Origin of the sequence: Nocardioides jejuensis, from assembly GCF_004337475.1 — a bacterium.
In the GTDB taxonomy this organism is placed as follows: domain Bacteria; phylum Actinomycetota; class Actinomycetes; order Propionibacteriales; family Nocardioidaceae; genus Nocardioides; species Nocardioides jejuensis.
Genome location: NZ_SJZJ01000017.1, coordinates 104,848 through 122,282 on the forward strand (window position 1 = coordinate 104,848; position 17,435 = coordinate 122,282).

Annotated in this window: 15 protein-coding genes and 2 rRNA genes; 4 read left to right on the top strand and 13 right to left on the bottom strand. The window is 69.4% G+C overall.

The window, feature by feature from the left end:
• Positions 1-257 precede the first annotated feature (257 nt).
• The 3 genes from EPD65_RS11295 to EPD65_RS11305 are packed head-to-tail and all read left to right on the top strand — an operon-like array spanning position 258 to position 2,620.
• The gene (locus tag EPD65_RS11295; protein WP_131584169.1) at positions 258-1,184 is read left to right on the top strand and encodes a methylenetetrahydrofolate reductase; all 927 of its coding nucleotides are present in this window, start codon (positions 258-260) and stop codon (positions 1,182-1,184) included.
• A 33-nt stretch (positions 1,185-1,217) separates the two neighbouring features.
• Positions 1,218-1,616, top strand: a complete 399-nt coding sequence (locus EPD65_RS11300; RefSeq protein WP_131584171.1) for a MerR family transcriptional regulator — start codon at positions 1,218-1,220, stop codon at positions 1,614-1,616.
• Positions 1,617-1,621: 5 nt separating this feature from the next.
• Positions 1,622-2,620 (top strand): aldo/keto reductase, encoded by a 999-nt coding sequence (locus EPD65_RS11305; protein WP_131584172.1) that lies wholly within the window; start codon positions 1,622-1,624, stop codon positions 2,618-2,620.
• 20 nt (positions 2,621-2,640) lie between these two features.
• On the opposite strand, the gene EPD65_RS11310 is transcribed toward EPD65_RS11305, so the two are convergent.
• The 9 genes from EPD65_RS11310 to EPD65_RS11350 all read right to left on the bottom strand — a co-directional run bounded on the left by EPD65_RS11310 (position 2,641) and on the right by EPD65_RS11350 (position 13,242).
• A complete protein-coding gene (locus EPD65_RS11310) occupies positions 2,641-5,163 on the bottom strand; it encodes a DEAD/DEAH box helicase (protein ID WP_131584173.1) in 2,523 nt (840 codons plus the stop codon).
• On the bottom strand, positions 5,160-6,080 hold the full coding sequence (xerD, locus tag EPD65_RS11315; protein ID WP_243640561.1) for a site-specific tyrosine recombinase XerD: 921 nt from the start codon (positions 6,078-6,080) through the stop codon (positions 5,160-5,162). The genes EPD65_RS11310 and xerD overlap by 4 nt, the downstream gene beginning before the upstream one ends.
• A gap of 2 nt (positions 6,081-6,082) precedes the next feature.
• Positions 6,083-6,670, bottom strand: coding sequence for an NUDIX domain-containing protein (locus EPD65_RS11320; RefSeq protein ID WP_243640556.1), 588 nt, complete (start codon positions 6,668-6,670; stop codon positions 6,083-6,085).
• A 10-nt stretch (positions 6,671-6,680) separates the two neighbouring features.
• Positions 6,681-8,387 (bottom strand): CTP synthase, encoded by a 1,707-nt coding sequence (locus EPD65_RS11325; RefSeq protein WP_131584175.1) that lies wholly within the window; start codon positions 8,385-8,387, stop codon positions 6,681-6,683.
• A 71-nt stretch (positions 8,388-8,458) separates the two neighbouring features.
• Positions 8,459-10,207: a DNA repair protein RecN gene (recN, locus tag EPD65_RS11330; RefSeq protein ID WP_131584176.1), complete on the bottom strand. Its 1,749-nt coding sequence runs from the start codon at positions 10,205-10,207 to the stop codon at positions 8,459-8,461.
• Positions 10,207-11,160 (bottom strand): NAD kinase, encoded by a 954-nt coding sequence (locus tag EPD65_RS11335; protein ID WP_165872981.1) that lies wholly within the window; start codon positions 11,158-11,160, stop codon positions 10,207-10,209. The genes recN and EPD65_RS11335 overlap by 1 nt, the downstream gene beginning before the upstream one ends.
• Positions 11,161-11,162: 2 nt before the next feature.
• Positions 11,163-12,008, bottom strand: coding sequence for a TlyA family RNA methyltransferase (locus EPD65_RS11340; RefSeq protein WP_131584178.1), 846 nt, complete (start codon positions 12,006-12,008; stop codon positions 11,163-11,165).
• Positions 12,008-12,238 (bottom strand): hypothetical protein, encoded by a 231-nt coding sequence (locus EPD65_RS11345; protein WP_131584179.1) that lies wholly within the window; start codon positions 12,236-12,238, stop codon positions 12,008-12,010. Before EPD65_RS11345 ends, EPD65_RS11340 begins: the two co-directional genes overlap by 1 nt.
• Positions 12,235-13,242, bottom strand: coding sequence for an HAD-IIA family hydrolase (locus tag EPD65_RS11350; protein ID WP_243640558.1), 1,008 nt, complete (start codon positions 13,240-13,242; stop codon positions 12,235-12,237). Before EPD65_RS11350 ends, EPD65_RS11345 begins: the two co-directional genes overlap by 4 nt.
• 27 nt (positions 13,243-13,269) lie before the next feature.
• Between EPD65_RS11350 and EPD65_RS11355 the strand changes: the two genes are divergently transcribed.
• Complete coding sequence (locus EPD65_RS11355; protein ID WP_165872979.1) at positions 13,270-14,349, top strand: DUF1015 family protein; 1,080 nt, start codon at positions 13,270-13,272, stop codon at positions 14,347-14,349.
• Here EPD65_RS11355 and EPD65_RS11360 read toward each other — a convergent pair.
• The 4 genes from EPD65_RS11360 to EPD65_RS11375 form a co-directional block, all read right to left on the bottom strand.
• Positions 14,327-14,650, bottom strand: a complete 324-nt coding sequence (locus EPD65_RS11360) for a single-stranded DNA-binding protein (protein WP_131584182.1) — start codon at positions 14,648-14,650, stop codon at positions 14,327-14,329. The two genes, EPD65_RS11355 and EPD65_RS11360, sit on opposite strands and share 23 nt — an antisense overlap.
• A 109-nt stretch (positions 14,651-14,759) precedes the next feature.
• Positions 14,760-15,785 carry a tetratricopeptide repeat protein gene (locus EPD65_RS11365; protein WP_131584184.1) on the bottom strand — a complete coding sequence of 342 codons (1,026 nt, stop codon included), beginning with the start codon at positions 15,783-15,785 and terminating at the stop codon, positions 14,760-14,762.
• 108 nt (positions 15,786-15,893) lie between these two features.
• Positions 15,894-16,010 (bottom strand): 5S ribosomal RNA (rrf, locus tag EPD65_RS11370).
• 100 nt (positions 16,011-16,110) lie between these two features.
• Positions 16,111-17,435 (bottom strand): 23S ribosomal RNA (locus EPD65_RS11375); the annotation flags it as partial.

Genomic DNA, 17,435 nt, shown 5'->3' on the forward strand with positions numbered 1-17,435 from the left:
GATCGTTGGTCCGTTTGTCGACTCGGCGACAACTCGCCGTGTGGACCGGACTCTAGGGGGGCCTTCTGACAGGTCACAAGGCGGCCAACGGTTGTCCACCGGGTGTACGGAAATCTGTGTACGACATGTGGAATCGCCCCCGCTTGAGTGCACAGGACGCCGTCGCCTGTGGAGCAATCTGTGGAGGAAACGCCGGGCGATCACTGGCGCACGAGGGCGACCTGCGTGAGGACCCGGCGTACCCCTAGGGTCCTGCCATGGACCTCGCCGCACGCATCCGCGATCGCCAGGGTGGCTTCGTGCTCTTCGCCCTGACGCCGCCTCGCCAGTCGACCGCTCCGGAGCGCGTTGCGGAGATCGCCGCCGCCACGAGCGCGCGCTTGCGGCCGCTCGGACTGGACGGGCTGGTCCTCTACGACATCGACGACGAGAGCGCACGCAACCCGTCCGAGCGCCCGTTCCCGTTCACGCCGACCCTCGACCCGGCGACGTACCTCGCCGACGAGCTCAGCGACTGGCCGACGCCGGTCGTCGTCTACCGCGCCGTCGGCAAGTACGAGCCCACCGCGCTCGAGGCGTGGGCCGCAACGCAGGACGCCGCGCGCGCCCTGACCGTGCTCGTCGGTGCTGCCTCCAGCGGAGCAGCCGCTCCCCTGTCACTGAGTGCAGCCCAGGACCTCGCCCGGTCGAGCAACCCCGACCTGCTCGTGGGTGGCGTGGCCATCCCCGAGCGGCACACCCGCCGCGGCAACGAGCACGAGCGCCTGCTCGCGAAGCAGGCCGCCGGCTGCCGGTTCTTCGTCACCCAGGTCGTCTACGACGTCAACGCCGCCAAGAGCCTCGTCTCGGACTATGCCTACGCCTGTCAGGCCGCCGGCATCGATCCGGTCCCGATCGTCTTCACGTTCTCGGTCTGCGGCTCGATGAAGACCCTCGAGTTCCTGCGGTGGCTCGGCGTCGACGTCCCGCGCTGGATCGAGAACGACCTGCGCCACGCCGAGGACACCCTCCAGGCGTCGTACGACCAGGCACTGGCCACAGCGACCGACCTGATCGCGTACTGCGAGCGACTCGGCGTGCCGTTCGGGCTCAACGTCGAGAGCGTCTCCATCCGCAAGGTGGAGATCGACGCCTCCGTCGAGCTCGCGCGGCGCCTGATCGAGGAGCTCGCCGCCCCCGCTTGACCTCGAGTGCACTCGAAGGCGCAAACTGGGCCGATGTCCTTCACGATCGCCGAGATGGCCGAACAGACCGGGCTCACCCCGCACACCCTGCGCTACTACGAGCGCGACGGCCTGCTGCTCGGCGCCGTCGATCGAGCGACCTCCGGGCACCGTCGCTACTCGGCACAGGATCTGGCGTGGATCACCCTGATCACCCGGCTCCGCGCGACGGGCATGCCGATCCGCGACGTGAAGCGGTACGCCGCCCTGGTCCGCGCAGGTGACGGCAACGAGTCCGAGCGCCTCGACCTGCTGCTCGCCCATCGGGCGCGCGTGGAGGCCCAGCTCGCCGAGATCACCGGCCACCTGCGTGCCGTCGACCACAAGATCGGGATCTACGAGGGAAAGGTCGAGCAGGCCTTGACTTCGAGCGCACTCGAAGCCGTTGAGTAGAGGGCATGAGCACTCCACGACGCACTCTCGGCACTGCTTCCCCGCTCGACGTCTCCGCCCTCGGCCTGGGCTGCATGGGGATGTCGGAGTTCTACGGCACACCTGACGAAGACGGCGGCATTGCAACCATCCACCGCGCGCTCGACCTCGGGGTCACCTTCCTCGACACGGCGGACATGTATGGCCCCTTCACCAACGAGCTGCTCGTCGGCCGCGCGATCGCGGACCGCCGCGACCAGGTCCAGCTCGCCACCAAGTTCGGCAACGAGCGCCTGCCTGACGGCACGCGCGTCGGCATCAACGGCCGTCCCGAGTACGTCCGCGCCGCCTGCGATGCCTCCCTCCAGCGGCTCGGCGTCGACCACATCGACCTCTACTACCAGCACCGCGTCGACAAGACCGTGCCGATCGAGGAGACCGTCGGCGCCATGGCGGAGCTCGTGACCGCCGGCAAGGTGCGCCACCTCGGGCTCTCCGAGGCATCGGCCGTCACCATCCGCCGGGCACACGCGGTGCACCCGATCACCGCGCTCCAGACCGAGTACTCACTCTTCACGCGCGACATCGAGGACGAGATCCGGCCGGTGCTCCGCGAGCTCGGGATCGGGCTGGTGCCCTACTCGCCCCTCGGACGCGGCCTGCTGACCGGCGCCATCACGACGGCGAGCGGGGCCGACGGCACCGCTGACTTCCGGCGCTCGGCGTACTTCCCGCGCTTCCAGGGTGACGCGCTGGCGCAGAACCTGACCCTCGTCGACAACGTCCGGGCCATCGCCGAGGCGAAGGGCGCAACGCCCGGCCAGATCGCGCTGGCCTGGGTGCTCGCACAGGGCGACGACATCGCGCCCATCCCGGGCACCAAGCGGGTCCGCTACCTCGAGGAGAACGTCGGCGCACTCACCGTGGACCTGACGGCAACGGACCTCGCAGATCTCGAGCGGGCAGTGCCGCGGGACGCCGTCGCGGGCGCCCGGTACGGCGACATGTCGCACATCGACGCCTGAGGCTGCCGACTCGCAGCCCGTCAGAGGCAGCGCATCGCGATGCCACGGACGACTGCCTCACCGCAGGCGTCCGTGGCGTCGAGGTCGACCTCGGCCTCGATGACCCAGTCGTTGTTGCCTTCAGGGTCGGCGATCGTCTGGATCGCCTTCCAGACGCGGCCATTGCGCTCGATCGTGAGGAACTTCGGTCCGCGCGCATCCCCCTCGAGCACCATGTCGTCGTGCTCGGCGAAGTACGCCTCCAGTGCCTCGTCCCATCGGCTGCGGGTCATGACGACCTCGGCCGGGGGCTCGGTGCGGTCGGCGGCGTCGCGCTCGAGCCGCATGAGCCCGTCGAGGTTGTCGCGGGCCGCCAGGTCGAGCCGGCGCCACATCGCGTTGCGGATCATCACCAGGAACGCCGGCGTGTCAGTCAACGCGCGGGGCGGCTTCGGCGGCTCGTGGTGGCTCACCTCGGGAGCGACGTGGTCCGGGTGGGCCAGCGCCTCCCACTCGTCGAGGAGGCTCGAGTCGGTCTGGCGGACGGTCTCCCCCAGCCACTCCACGAGCTCCTCGAGCTCTGCCGTGCGGTGTGCGTCCGGCACCGTCTGCCGCAGTGTGCGGTAGGCATCGGTGAGGTAGCGCAGCACCAGGCCCTCGGAGCGCGCCAGCTGGTAGCGGAAGACGAAGTCGGTGAACGACATCGCGCTCTCCCACATCTCCCGGACGATGCTCTTGGGGCTGAGGGCGTCCTCGGGCAGCCACGGGTGCTTCGAGCGATACATCTCGTACGCCGCTCCCAGCAGCTCGGCGAGCGGCTGCGGCCAGGTCACTGCCTCGAGGAGGGCCATCCGCTCGTCGTACTCGACGCCGTCGGCCTTCATCTCCTGCACCGCGGCGCCGCGCGCGGCGTACTGCTGGGCGAAGAGGATCTGCCGCGGTGCCTCGAGCACGGACTCGATGACCGAGACCGTGTCGAGCATCACGGTCTCGGACGCGGGGTCGAGCAGATCGAGCACCTCGACTGCAAAGTGGGCCAGCGGCTGATTGAGGGCGAAGTCGGCCGGCAGCGTGTCGGTCAGTACGTAGCGGCGGCCGAAGCCGTCGACCTCGTCGAGCCGGGTGAGCACTCCGCTGGCGACCAGTGACCGCACCAGCCGGATCGCGCGACGGGTGAGCCGCAGCTGCGAGCGGCGGTCCTCGTGGTTCTCCTGGAGGAGCCGGCGCATCGCCTCCGCGGTGTCCTCGGTGCGCGCCGCCACGTTGAGGAGCATCGAGTTGTCGACCTTCATCCGGCTTTGCAGCGACTCCGGGATGCCGTCGACGAGCTTGCTGAAGGTCGCCTCGGTCCACACGACGGCGCCCTCGGGCGCCTTCCGCAGCTGCGCCTTGGAGTTCTTCTTCCCCGCAGCGCGGCGTTCCTCCGCCTTGGCCTTGGCCTTCTCGTTCTCGATGACGTGCTCCGGCGCCTGGACGACGACGAAGCCGGCGGTGTCGTAGCCGGCACGACCCGCGCGACCGGCGATCTGCAGGAACTCCCGCACGCGCAGCACGCGCGACCGATTGCCGTCGAACTTCGCCAGGCCCGTGAAGAGCACGGTGCGGATCGGCACGTTGATGCCCACACCGAGCGTGTCCGTGCCGCAGATGACGGTCAGCAAGCCCTGCTGTGCGAGCTGCTCCACGAGCCGGCGGTAGCGGGGCAGCATTCCCGCGTGGTGAACCCCGATGCCGGCCTTGAGCAGCTGGCTGAGCGTCTTGCCGAAGCCGGCGCCGAAGCGCACGGTGGCGATCTTGTCGGCGATTCTCTGCTTGTTCTCGGCAGGCACCGAGAGCTTCGCCTTGAGCAGCGACGTCGCGTGCTCGACGGCGTCCTTCTGCGTGAAGTGGACGACGTAGACCGGTGCCTGCTTCGTCGAGACGAGGTCCTCGAGCGTGTCCGCGAGGGGCTCCAGCGACCAGGTGAAGTGGAGCGGAATGGGACGCTCCGCGCCGTCGACCAGCGCCGTCTCCCTGCCCGTACGCCGGGTCAGGTCGGCGCTGATCTCCGTGATGTCGCCGAGCGTGGCGCTCATCAGCAGGAACTGAGCCTGCGGCAGCTCGAGCAGCGGCACCTGCCAGGCCCAGCCACGGTCGGGCTCGGCGTAGTAGTGGAACTCGTCCATGACGACGAGGCCGACGTCGGCGGCCTTGCCCTCACGCAGCGCGATGTTGGCCAGCACCTCGGCGGTGCAGCAGATGATCGGGGCGTCCGGGTTGACGCTCGCGTCGCCGGTCAGCATGCCGACGTCGTCCGGCCCGAAGACCTCACACAGGGCAAAGAACTTCTCGCTCACCAGCGCCTTGATGGGCGCGGTGTAGAAGCTCACCCGGTCATCGGCGAGCGCCGCGAAGTGGGCGGCGATGGCGACCAGCGACTTGCCCGAGCCCGTCGGCGTCGCCAGCACGACGTTGTTGCCGGCGAAGATCTCGAGGACCGCCTCCTCCTGGTGCGGATAGAGGCTGATCCCCTCGCCGTCGGCCCAGGTCGAGAAGGCCTCGTATCCCTGCTCGCTCGCGCTCATCGGGCCCTCGGGTGCGCGGTCGCGAAGACCTCACGCAGGTTGTCGACAGTGACGAGCGTGTAGACCTGCGTCGTCGTCACGCTCGCGTGCCCGAGCAGCTCCTGCACCACACGTACGTCGGCGCCGCCGTCGAGCAGGTGGGTGGCGAACGAGTGGCGCAGCGTGTGCGGCGAGACGTCCTTGGTGACCCCGGCAAGACCGGCCGCCTTGACCAGCACGGCCCATGCCGACTGGCGACTCAGACGCCCTCCGCGGGAGTTGAGGAAGATCGCGCCTGCGGGTGTCGTCGTGCTCATCAGGTCGGGACGGGCATCGCGGAGGTACGCCGCCAGCGCGTCGCGGGCATAGGAGCCGATCGGCACGATCCGCTCCTTCGAGCCCTTGCCCTTCAGCAGCACCTGGCCGAGCTCCAGGTCGATGTCATCGACATCGAGACCGACGGCCTCGGAGATCCGCGCCCCGGTGCCGTAGAGCACCTCGAGCAGCGCGCGGTCGCGGAGCGCGAGCCGCGTGCCCGAAGCCCCGGCGGCCTCGAGGATCGCCTCGACCTCCGACAGCGGGAGCGCCTTGGGCAGCCGCTTCGCCGGCGCAGGCGGCTTCACCGCAGCGGCAGGGTCGTGCGTGGCCAGGCCGTCGAGCACCGCGAACTTGTGGAAGCCCCGGACCGCGACGATCGTCCGCGCCGCGCTCGTCGATCCGAGCGGCGGGTGGTCCGCGTCGCCTTCGCGCAGCTTGACCAGGAACCCGGTCACGGTGGCCTCGGTGATCGCGTCCATCTCCGTCACGCCAGCGGCAGCCAGGTACGCGGCGTACCGACGAAGGTCGCGACGGTAGGAGCTCAGCGTGTTGGCGGCGAGGCCGCGCTCAACGGCGAGGTGGTCCAGCCAGGTGCGGATCGCGCGCTCGACCGGGCCCACACTCACGCGAGGCCCTTGGCGCGCGCCAGCAGCAGGGCCAGCGCGATCGGGGCGTCGGAGATGCGGCCGTCGAGCACCGCGGCGTACAGGTCGTCGAAGGGGGCGCGGAAGACCTGCATCTCCGCTTCCTCGCCGTGCAGCTCGAAGTCTCCACGGCTGACCGGCGTCAGGCCGGTCGCGACGTAGAGGTGGTGCCGCTCCGCGGTGATGCCCGGGCTCGCCCAGACCGACGCGAGGTGCACCCACTCGTCGGCGGCCAGCTCAACCTCTTCGCGGAGCTCGCGCTTCGCGACCTCGAGCGGGTCCTCCCCCGGGACGTCACAGATGCCGGCAGGCAGCTCGACGAAGGCGATGTTCGCCGGGTGGCGGTACTGCTGGAGGCAGAGCACCTGCCCGTCGGCATCCACCGCCAGGACGATCGCGGCACCCGGGTGCTCGAGGACCAGCCGGCGGAACGGCTCCCCCTCGCCCGTGCCGTCGTCGCCGGGGCGGCGTACCTGGTCGGAGCGGAGCGCGACCACCCAGCCGTCCCGGTGGATGTCCTCGGAGGACACCACCGGCCACGACTCGGGACGGTCAGCGATCGTCATCAGGTGCGGGTCAGTCCTCGATGCGGTCGTCGGCCGAGTCCTCGACCTTGTGCAGCTGCGACTCGTCGATCGGGATCCGCAGCTCACGCTGGCGCTCGATCGCCGCCTTCACCAGGCCGGCGAAGAGCGGGTGCGGCCGCGTCGGGCGCGACTTCAGCTCCGGGTGCGCCTGCGTCGAGATGTAGTACGGGTGGACGTCCTTCGGCAGCTCCACGAACTCGACGACGTCGAGGTCGGGGTTGATGCCGGAGAAGACCAGACCCGCGTCCTCGAGCTGCGCGCGGTAGGCGTTGTTGACCTCGTAGCGGTGGCGGTGACGCTCGGTGATGAGCTCCTCGCCGTAGACCTCACGCGCCAGGGTGCCCTTGCCGAGCTTCGCCGGGTAGGACCCGAGGCGCATCGTGCCGCCCAGGTCGCCTGCCCCGTCGACGATCGCCTTCTGCTCCTCCATGGTCGCGATGACCGGCTCGGGCGTCTCCGGGTCGAACTCCGTGGACGCGGCCTTGTCGAGACCGAGCACGTTGCGGGAGTACTCGATCACCATCGACTGCAGGCCGAGGCAGATGCCGAGCGTGGGGATGCCGTGGGTACGGGCGTACTGCAGCGCGCCGAGCTTGCCCTCGAGGCCGCGGATGCCGAAGCCACCGGGGACGAGGACGGCGTCGACGTCGCCGAGGTGCTTCGCGGCACCGGCGGGCGTCTCGCACTCGTCGGAGGCGATCCACTCGACGTTGACCTTCGCCTCGTTGGCGAAGCCACCGGCGCGCAGCGCCTCGGCCACGGAGAGGTAGGCGTCGGGGAGGTCGATGTACTTGCCGACGAGCGCGACGGTGACCTCCTCCTTCGGGTGGTGGACGCGCTTGAGCAGGTCGTTCCAGAGCGACCAGTCGACGTCGCGGAACGGCAGGTCCAGCTTGCGTACGACGAGGGCGTCGAGGCGCTCGCGGTGGAGCACCTTCGGGATGTCGTAGATCGACGGGGCATCGGCCGCGGTGACGACCGCGTCCTCGTCGACGTCGCACATCAGCGCGATCTTGGACTTGATGCTCTGCGGGAGCTCACGGTCAGCGCGGCAGACGACGGCGTCGGGCTGCAGACCGATGGTGCGCAGCGCGGCGACGGAGTGCTGCGTCGGCTTGGTCTTCAGCTCCTTCGACGGGCCGATGTACGGCACGAGGGAGACGTGGATGAAGAAGACGTTGTCGCGCCCGATCTTCTGGCGGACCTGACGCGCGGCCTCGAGGAACGGCAGCGACTCGATGTCGCCGACCGTGCCACCGATCTCCGTGATGACCACGTCGATCTCGGGCGCGTGCATCGCCAGGATGCGGTCGACGATCTCGTTGGTGATGTGCGGGATGACCTGCACCGTCTCACCGAGGTACTCGCCACGGCGCTCCTTGGCGATCACGTTGGAGTAGACCTGACCCGTGGTCACGTTGGCGTTGCCCACGAGGTCGGTGTCGAGGAAGCGCTCGTAGTGACCGATGTCGAGGTCGGTCTCGGCGCCGTCCTCGGTCACGAAGACCTCGCCGTGCTGGAACGGGTTCATCGTGCCCGGGTCCACGTTGAGGTACGGGTCGAGCTTCTGCATCGTGACCCGCAGACCGCGAGCCTTGAGAAGAGCACCCAGGCTCGAGGCGGTGAGGCCCTTGCCGAGGGACGACGCGACGCCTCCGGTGACGAAGACGTGCTTGGTCTGCGAGGCACTGGCCAAGGGAACTCCCGTTGTCGAATCTCTATCGGCTACGGGGTTCCATCCTACCGGACGATTGGAGCCGGTTGGTGTCAGGCTCGCGCCGCGCGGGCGGCTTCGAGCAGCTCCTCGGCGTGGGCGAGCGCCGTGTCGGACTCATCCATGCCGGCGAGCATCCGCGAGAGCTCGCGCGCACGCTCGTCCTCGCTGAGCACCGTGAGGCCGGACGTGGTCACGACGCCGTCGGTCGACTTGGCGATCACGACGTGCCGGTCGGCGTACGCCGCGACCTGCGGGAGGTGGGTCACGACCAGCACCTGGGCGGTGCGGGCAAGCTGCGCGAGGCGCCGGCCGATCTCGACGGCCGCCTTGCCGCCCACGCCGGAGTCGACCTCGTCGAAGACGAACGTCGGCACCGGGCTGGTGCCCGCGAGGGCCACCTCGAGGGCCAGCATGACGCGCGACAGCTCACCGCCCGACGCACCCTTGTGGAGCGGTCGCGCATCCGAACCGGTGTTGGCCGCCAGCAGGAACTCGACCTCGTCGATGCCGTGCGACGCATAGCGCAGCCAGCGCTCCCCCACCTGCAACGGCAGGGTCGGCGCATCGGCGTCGGGCGCGGCCTCGTCGACCTGCGACACGGCCAGCGACACGCGCGCGTGGGGCATGGCGAGCAGGCCGAGCTCCGCCGTGATCTCGTCGGCGAGGCGCAGCGCGCAGGTCTGGCGGGCCTCGCTCAACGCCGCGGCAGCGACTGCGAGCCGCGTCCGCAGGTCGGCACGCTTGGCCCGCAGCTCCGCGATCTGGTCGTCGGTGCCGTCGAGCTCGAGCAGGCGGATGGATGCCTGCTGCGACCAGGCCAGCACCTCGTCGATCGTCTCGCCGTACTTGCGGGTCAGCGCACCCAGCGCGGCCCGACGCTCGGAGACGACGGCGAGACGCGCAGGATCGGTGTCCAGCCCGGTGGCGTACGACGCGACGTCGGCTGCGACGTCGGCCAGCAGGTAGCTGACCTCGGCCAGGCGATCGGCGAGTGCGGCGGCTTCGTCGTCGTGCTCCCGCACCCCGTCGAGAAGCCGTCGGGCAGCCGACACGGCGCCCAGGGCGTCGGGTCGGTCGTGCTCGGACGAGAGTGCCTCGCGCGCCTGCTCGGCGGCACCGCGCAAGGTGTCGGCGAACCCGAGCCGGGCCTCCTCGGCGGCCAGTGCGACGTCCTCGCCGGACAGCGGCTCGACGGCCCCGACCTCCTCGAGTCCGAACCGGAGCAGGTCCGCCTCGCGGGCGCGCTCGCGTGCGTGCGCCACGACATCCGCGAGCTCGCGCTCGGTAGCGCCGAGCTCCTTGTGGATCGCGCGATACGCCTCGAGCAGGGAGGTGATCTCCTCGCCGCCGAACCGGTCGAGCGCCTCACGCTGCGCGCTGGCCTTGAGCAGGCGGTGCTGGTCGGACTGGCCGTGGACCGCGACGAGCGAGTCCGACAGGTCGGCGAGCTGTGACGCCGGCACCGAGGCGCCACCGACGAAGGCGCGCGAGCGGCCCTCGCTCGAGATGTTGCGGGCCAGCAGGACGCGTCCGTCCTCCGCCTCGCCCCCGAGCTCGTCGACCGCAGCGGCGAAGTCGGCCAGGCCCTCGGCGTGCACGACACCTTCGACGCGCGCGGCCTTCGCGCCGCGACGGACCGCCCCGGAGTCCGCACGGCCGCCCATGAGGAGGCCGAGTGCCGTGACGATCATGGTCTTGCCCGCGCCGGTCTCGCCGGTGATCGCGGTCAGCCCCGGACCGAGCTCCAGCGTGGAGGACTCGATCACTCCAAGCGACTGGATCCGGATTTCTTCAAACATCAGTCGTTTCCGTTCTCGCGCATGCGCCTCTCGGCAGCGCCCCGCCAGCCCTCCACCGACAGACCGAACTTCGCGACCAGACGGTCGGTGAACGGCGAGTCGTGCAGGCGGACGAGCGGCACCGGGGCGCCGCGGCGTACCTCGATGCGGGCGCCGGGCGGCAGGTCGACGGTGCGCCGACCGTCGCACCACAGGACGCCGGCGCCTTCGTTGGTGGACATCACCTCGACGGCGATGACAGAGCTCGGGGCGACGACCATCGGTCGCGCAAACAGGGCGTGCGCACTCAGCGGCACGATCAGCAGGGCCTCGACGACCGGCCAGACCACGGGCCCGCCCGCGCTGAAGTTGTACGCCGTCGAGCCGGTCGGCGTGGCGCACACGACGCCGTCCGCGCCCCAGCGGGACAGCGGGCGGCCGTCGATCTCGACGACCAGCTCGAGCATGCGCTCGCGCGCCGCCTTCTCCACCGATGCCTCGTTGAGGGCGAAGGTGTTGGCGACGACCTCGGCTCCCTGGAGCACCGTGACGTCGACGGTCAGGCGCTCCTCGGTGGTCCAGCGGCGATCGACGATCGCGCTGATCGTGTGCTCGACGTCATCCGGCTCGGCCTCGGCGAGGAACCCGACGTGGCCCAGGTTGACGCCCAGCAGCGGGGTGCCCGAACGATGCGTGATCTCGGCGGCGCGCAGGATGGTGCCGTCGCCACCGATGACCACAGCCAGCTCGCAGTGCACCGCGGCTGACCCGTCGTCCGGCACGACCTCGACGAGCGCACCATCGGGCCGCAGGCCGAGCTCGGCTGCCTCGGCTGCGAGCAGGCGTACGACGATGCCGTGGGCGCTCAGCGACTTCACGAAGGAGTGCGCGATCTCGCACGCGGCGTCGCGCGTCGTGTTGGCCACGACCAGGACGCGCCGCAGCGAACGGGCGTCGCGTGAGGGGTCCGGAATCGTCACGGGTCCACCTTCTCACCCTGCGCCGACAGTGGTGCGGACCTCGCGGCTCCGGCTTCCGCGGCGATCTCGTCGGCGCCGATGGTCGCCTCACCGCGACGCAACCACAGGAAGAACTCCACGTTGCCGGAGGGGCCGGGGAGCTTGCTCGTCGACACGGCCCGCGCACCCCAGCCACGTCGCGCCGCCGCGTCGGCAATCGCCGTGACCGTCTCGGCCCGCAGCGCCGCGCTCCGGACGACGCCGCCCTTGCCCAGACGATCCTTGCCCACCTCGAACTGCGGCTTGACCATGAGCGCCAGGTCGGCGTCGGGAGCGCAGACTCCGATCAGCGCATCCAGGACGAGCTCAAGGCTGATGAAGGACAGGTCGCCGACGACGACGTCCACCTCTCCGCCGAGCATCTCGGTGGTGATGTCACGGATGTTGGTGCGGTCGTGCACCTGCACGCGCTCGTCGTTCTGCAGGCGCCAGATCAGCTGGCCGTAACCCACGTCGACGGCGACGACCTCGCGCGCCCCGGCCCGCAGGAGGACGTCCGTGAAGCCTCCGGTGGAGGCGCCGGCGTCGAGGCACCGTCGGCCCTCGACCGCGAGGCCGAGGGGGCCAAAGGCCTCGAGCGCCCCCGCCAGCTTGTGCGCACCGCGCGAGGCGTAGCCGGGGTCGTCCGGGTCGTCGATGACGTAGATGTCGGCGTCGGTCGTCACCTGCGTGGCGGGCTTCGTCGCCACGGCGCCACCGACCTTCACACGGCCGGCGCCGAGAAGCTCGGAGGCGTGCGAACGGGAGGTGGCAAGGCCACGCCGGACGAGTTCAGCGTCCAGGCGGAGACGGCGGGGCGGCATCAGCCGACAGGGCCCGCGCTGGTCGGAGGACGGGGCCCGGACGGCGCGTCGAGTGCTCCCCGCAGCTGCGCGTGGGCGTGCTCGAAGACGGCGACGTGCTCGTCGACGGGCAGCTCTGCGAGGCCCGCCAGGCTCGCGATCACGCCGTCGACCGCACCGTGACCGGTCTCGGGCGCCGGGGCCACCGGCTCCGCCGACCCGGGCTCGATCCCGGCCTGCTCCTCGCTCATGGACCCAACGCTACCGAACGCAGGGCCTCCGGCACGTGCAGCGGTTGTCCCGTGGCGTCCAGGTGCTGCCAGGCGACACCGGCGACGGCTCGCCACCAGTCGTCACGTGTGCCTTCACCGGAGAGCACCAAGGCGCCGTCCACTGCGCGTGCCGCCCATCCACCGCACAGCGCCACCCCTCCGTCGTACGACGGAACAGGGTGGGCAACCAGCAGGCCGTGCAGGTCCGAGGCGAGGTACGTCGGCCGAAGCGCGGGCGGTGCTCCAACCAGGTCGTCGAGGCCGCTCACACCCGTGAGGACGAGCAGCGAGTCGATCCCCGCATTGCGGGCGCCCTCGATGTCGGTGTCGAGCCGGTCGCCGACCATCAGTGGTCGGTGACCACCGACTCGACGCACGGTCTCGTCGAGCAGGGGGCGATCCGGCTTGCCGGCGACGACTGCGCGGACCCCGCTGAACTCCTCGATCAGCCGCACGACCGCACCATGCCCGGGACCGATCCCCGCAGAAGTCGGAATGGTCAGATCGGCGTTGGTCGCGACCCACGGCATGCCTCCGCGCACCAGGATCGACGCCTCGAGGATGCGCCGCCACGGCAGGTCGGGCCCGTAGCCCGTCACGACCGCGACTGCTTCGGACGACGACTCGGTGGGCACGAGGCCTGCCTCGCGGAGGGCAGCGTCGACCCCCTCGCCGCCACACAGGAAGATCCGCGCACCGGCACCCCACCGCTCGCGGAGCAGCCTGGCTGCTGCCTGTGCCGAGGTCACGACGTCCTCGGCGGTGGCTGCCACGCCGAGATCGCTCAGATGCCGGGCCACGACGCCGGGCGGGCGGGCCGCGTTGTTGGTGACGAAGGCGACGGACGTGCCGCGAGACCGCACGTCCGCAATGGCGTGCGCCGCCCCCGGCACGGCCTGCTCCCCGATGTAGACGACGCCGTCCAGGTCGAGCATGGCCAGGTCGTACGTGTCGACCAGAGGTGCATCACTGGCGCGAAGCACTTGCTGTTTCCCCCTACGATGCACCGAATGGAGACCCTGCCGGAACCCGGACCGCAGTTGGTGCTGCGGCCCTTCCGTGCGCTCAGGCTCCGCGAGAGCTTCGTGGGCGCCCCGGTGGCCAACAGGATCTTCGCTCGACCCTATCGGTCGGCGGCACGCCGCCTGCAGGACTGGCAGCGCCAGCGACACATCCGGCTCGACGACGCGCCGGCCCTCTACATCCACGAGTACACCTCGTCGGGCGTGAGCGTGCGGGGCCTCGTCGGCGAGCTGGACGTCACGCGCGCCGGCAGCGCTGTGCTCCCCCACGAGGCTGTCCGCCTGGAGCAGGTCGCCGAGCTGGCCGAGCGCATGGAGACCATCGCGCTCAACCCGGCTCCGATCCTGCTGATGCACCGGGGCACTGCGGCCCTCCGCACCGCGGTCGACCTCCTCACCGAGCGTCGCCCCGACGTCGCCTTCTCGGACCCCGGTGGGCAGCATCACCGCATGTGGCGGATCCAGGACCCGGACGACGTGCAGCTGCTCGGCACCCTCGTCGCGCCGAGCCGCGCTGTCATCGCCGACGGCCATCACAGGTACGCCGCGGCGCTCGAGCTCGCCGAGCAGCGTCCGGGCACCGAGTGGGAGCAGACCCTCGTCATGCTGGTCGACCAGGCGGACACGCCGCTGCAGCTGGGAGCGATCCACCGGACGGTCACCGGGCTCACCCTCGAGACGATCGCCAGCGCGGCGATCCGACGGGGCGACGACTACCGGCCGCACCCGAACAGGCGCGAGGCCCTCGCCGGACTCGAGCACGCCATGGTCCTGCACGACGGTGAGTCGTGGGCGACGTTGCACCCCCACGGACTGCAGCTGCCCGTCTTCGCGCTCCACGAGGAGCTGCTGCCGGCGTGGGGTGTCGACCAGGACCAGGTGCGCCATCACCACACCGCCGGCCAGGCGCTGGCACGCGCCCGCGACGGCGTGGCCATCCTGCTCCCCGCGCCCTCGTTCGAGCAGGTGGCAACAGCCGCCCGCGCCGGACGACCCTTCCCGCAGAAGGCCACGTCGTTCCAGCCCAAGCCGCATCTCGGCGCACTCATGCGGGACCTTCGGACCTGACCGAGCGGCGACACGCAGACACCTCGATCTCCACGAGAGGCACCACCCCGGCGCCCGTGCGGAAGACCCGTCGCCTGAGCGCACCCGACACCTCGACCTCGTCCCCCGTCACCCACCGCGCCACCGAACGGCGGAGCCGGGCGGTCCACACGGCGCAGTCGACCCAGTCCGCACCGGGCCGCGGGCTGTCCGCGGGCCGCGGCACCGACAGCCGGAACGACACCACCTTGTCGCCGCTCGGAAGAACCCGCTCCTCCGGATCGCGGGTTACTCTGCCCGCAAGATGCACCTCGTTGGTCATCACTCCACCTCCGGTCCCGATCAGACCCTGAAATGCCAACAGGCCCGGACCATGAGGTCCGGGCCTGTTGAAAGCAACGACAGGGCACGCCCTGTGCAGCGAAAGCGGGTCAGCGCAGCTTCTTCTCCAGCGCCTCCGAGCGCTCCATCGCGTCGGTGATCTCCTCACCATCGATGCCGGCCGTGCGGTGGAACCAGGTCAGCGCCTCGTCGAGGCGACCAGCGGCCTCGAGCGTGTCGGCGTACGCGTAGCGAAGACGCACCACCCACGACGCCCGCGAGCGGGACATCAGCGGAGCGAACTCGAGGGTGCGCAGCGCGGCGTCGATCTCACCGAGGTCCCGACGCGCGCCGGCCTCGACGATGGTCATCTCAGCCTTCGCGTCGGCGTCGAAGTTGGCGACGGCGGTGTTCTTCGCCAGGGCCAGCGCCCGGTCGGGGCGACCCAGGGCGCGCTCGCAGTCAGCCATGATCGGCAGGTACGCCGAGTTGCCGTTCATCCGCTTGGCGGCGCGCAGCTCGGAGAGCGCCTCGGCGTACTCCCCCGCTGCGTAGGCAGCCTCGCCGCACGCCTCGCGCACGACCGCGAGACGCGCCGCGCGCGCCCGCGCAGCGAGCGTGTGCTTGTACGCCGTGGCCGGGTCCTCGTCGATGATCATGCCGGCAGCAGCGAGGTGACGAGCAACGCGCGCCGCCAGCTTCTCCGGCAGGCCCTTGAGCTGCGCCTGGACAGAGCGGTCGAGCTCCTTGCCGGTGATCTCCTCGGGGATCTCCGGACCGTCGTAGCGAGCCTGCTGCTCGGTGCGGGGACGGTCGTCGTCCGCGGGACGCTTCCAGTCGTCCTTCCGCCCCGGGCGCGAGCCCGGCTTCCGGTCGCCGTACGCCGGCTTGCCGTCACGGCCTCCGGAGCGGCCACCGCGCGAATCGGGCTTGCCGCCGCGATCGCTGTAGCTCTTGCCACCACGCTCGTCGGACCCACCATCGCGGCCTTCGCCACGACCGGCAGCCCGGAAGTCAGACTTGCCGCTGCCACCACGCGCAGCCGGCTTGCCGCCACCGCTCGCGGGGCGACCGCCACCCTGGGGACGCCCACCACGCGGGGCGTCAGAACGACGGGGACGGGACTGGTCAGCCATGGGGGCAACCTTTCAACAACGGCGGCGTGCTCACGGCGCTCCGTGTGCACAGGTGGTGGACAAAAGACTAGGGGCCCCCGCGAAGGCGGAGGCCCCTAGTGAAAATTTGTCCGGCGACGTCCTACTCTCCCACAACCTCCCGGTTGCAGTACCATCGGCGCTGTCAGGCTTAACTTCCGGGTTCGGAATGGAGCCGGGTGTTTCCCTGACGCTATGGCCGCCGAAACTCTATGGAGTTAGATCACCAACTCGCAAAGCTTCTGGGCTTTGGACTTGGTTCCCGACCGTAACTCGGGAACCACACAGTGGACGCGCAACATCTTTGAGGGACAAGCCCTCGGCCTATTAGTACCGGTCGGCTGGGCATTACTGCTGTACACCTCCGGCCTATCAACCCAGTCATCTACTGGGGGCCTTACCCGGTTAACCCGGTGGGAAACCTCATCTTGAAACGTGCTTCCCGCTTAGATGCATTCAGCGGTTATCACTTCCGAACGTAGCCAACCAGCCGTGCTCCTGGCGGAACAACTGGCACACCAGAGGTTCGTCCATCCCGGTCCTCTCGTACTAGGGACAGCCTTTCTCAAGTTTCCTGCGCGCGCGGCGGATAGGGACCGAACTGTCTCACGACGTTCTAAACCCAGCTCGCGTGCCGCTTTAATGGGCGAACAGCCCAACCCTTGGGACCTACTCCAGCCCCAGGATGCGACGAGCCGACATCGAGGTGCCAAACCATCCCGTCGATATGGACTCTTGGGGAAGATCAGCCTGTTATCCCCGGGGTACCTTTTATCCGTTGAGCGACGCCGCTTCCACATGCCAGCGCCGGATCACTAGTTCCGACTTTCGTCCCTGCTCGAGCTGTCACTCTCACAGTCAAGCTCCCTTGTGCACTTACACTCGAAACCTGATTGCCAACCAGGCTGAGGGAACCTTTGAGCGCCTCCGTTACATTTTAGGAGGCAACCGCCCCAGTTAAACTACCCATCAGGCACTGTCCCTGATCCAGATAATGGACCTAGGTTAGACATCTAGTACGACCAGAGTGGTATTTCAACGTTGACTCCACACTAACTGGCGTTAATGCTTCACAGTCTCCCACCTATCCTACACAAGCCGAACCAAACACCAATACCAAACTATAGTAAAGGTCCCGGGGTCTTTCCGTCCTGCCGCGCGTAACGAGCATCTTTACTCGTAGTGCAATTTCGCCGAGTCCACGGTTGAGACAGCGCCCAAGTCGTTACTCCATTCGTGCAGGTCGGAACTTACCCGACAAGGAATTTCGCTACCTTAGGATGGTTATAGTTACCACCGCCGTTTACTGGGGCTTAAGTTCTCAGCTTCGACTTACGTCTAACCGGTCCCCTTAACCTTCCAGCACCGGGCAGGAGTCAGTCCGTATACATCGTCTTACGACTTAGCACGGACCTGTGTTTTTAGTAAACAGTCGCTTGGGCCTGGTCTCTGCGGCCATCAACGCTTTGTGGAGCAAGTCCACTCACGAATCCGGCCCCCCTTCTCCCGAAGTTACGGGGGCATTTTGCCGAGTTCCTTAACCATGGTTCACTCGATCGCCTTGGTATTCTCTACCTGATCACCTGAGTCGGTTTGGGGTACGGGCGGCGCATAGCTCGCTAGAGGTTTTTC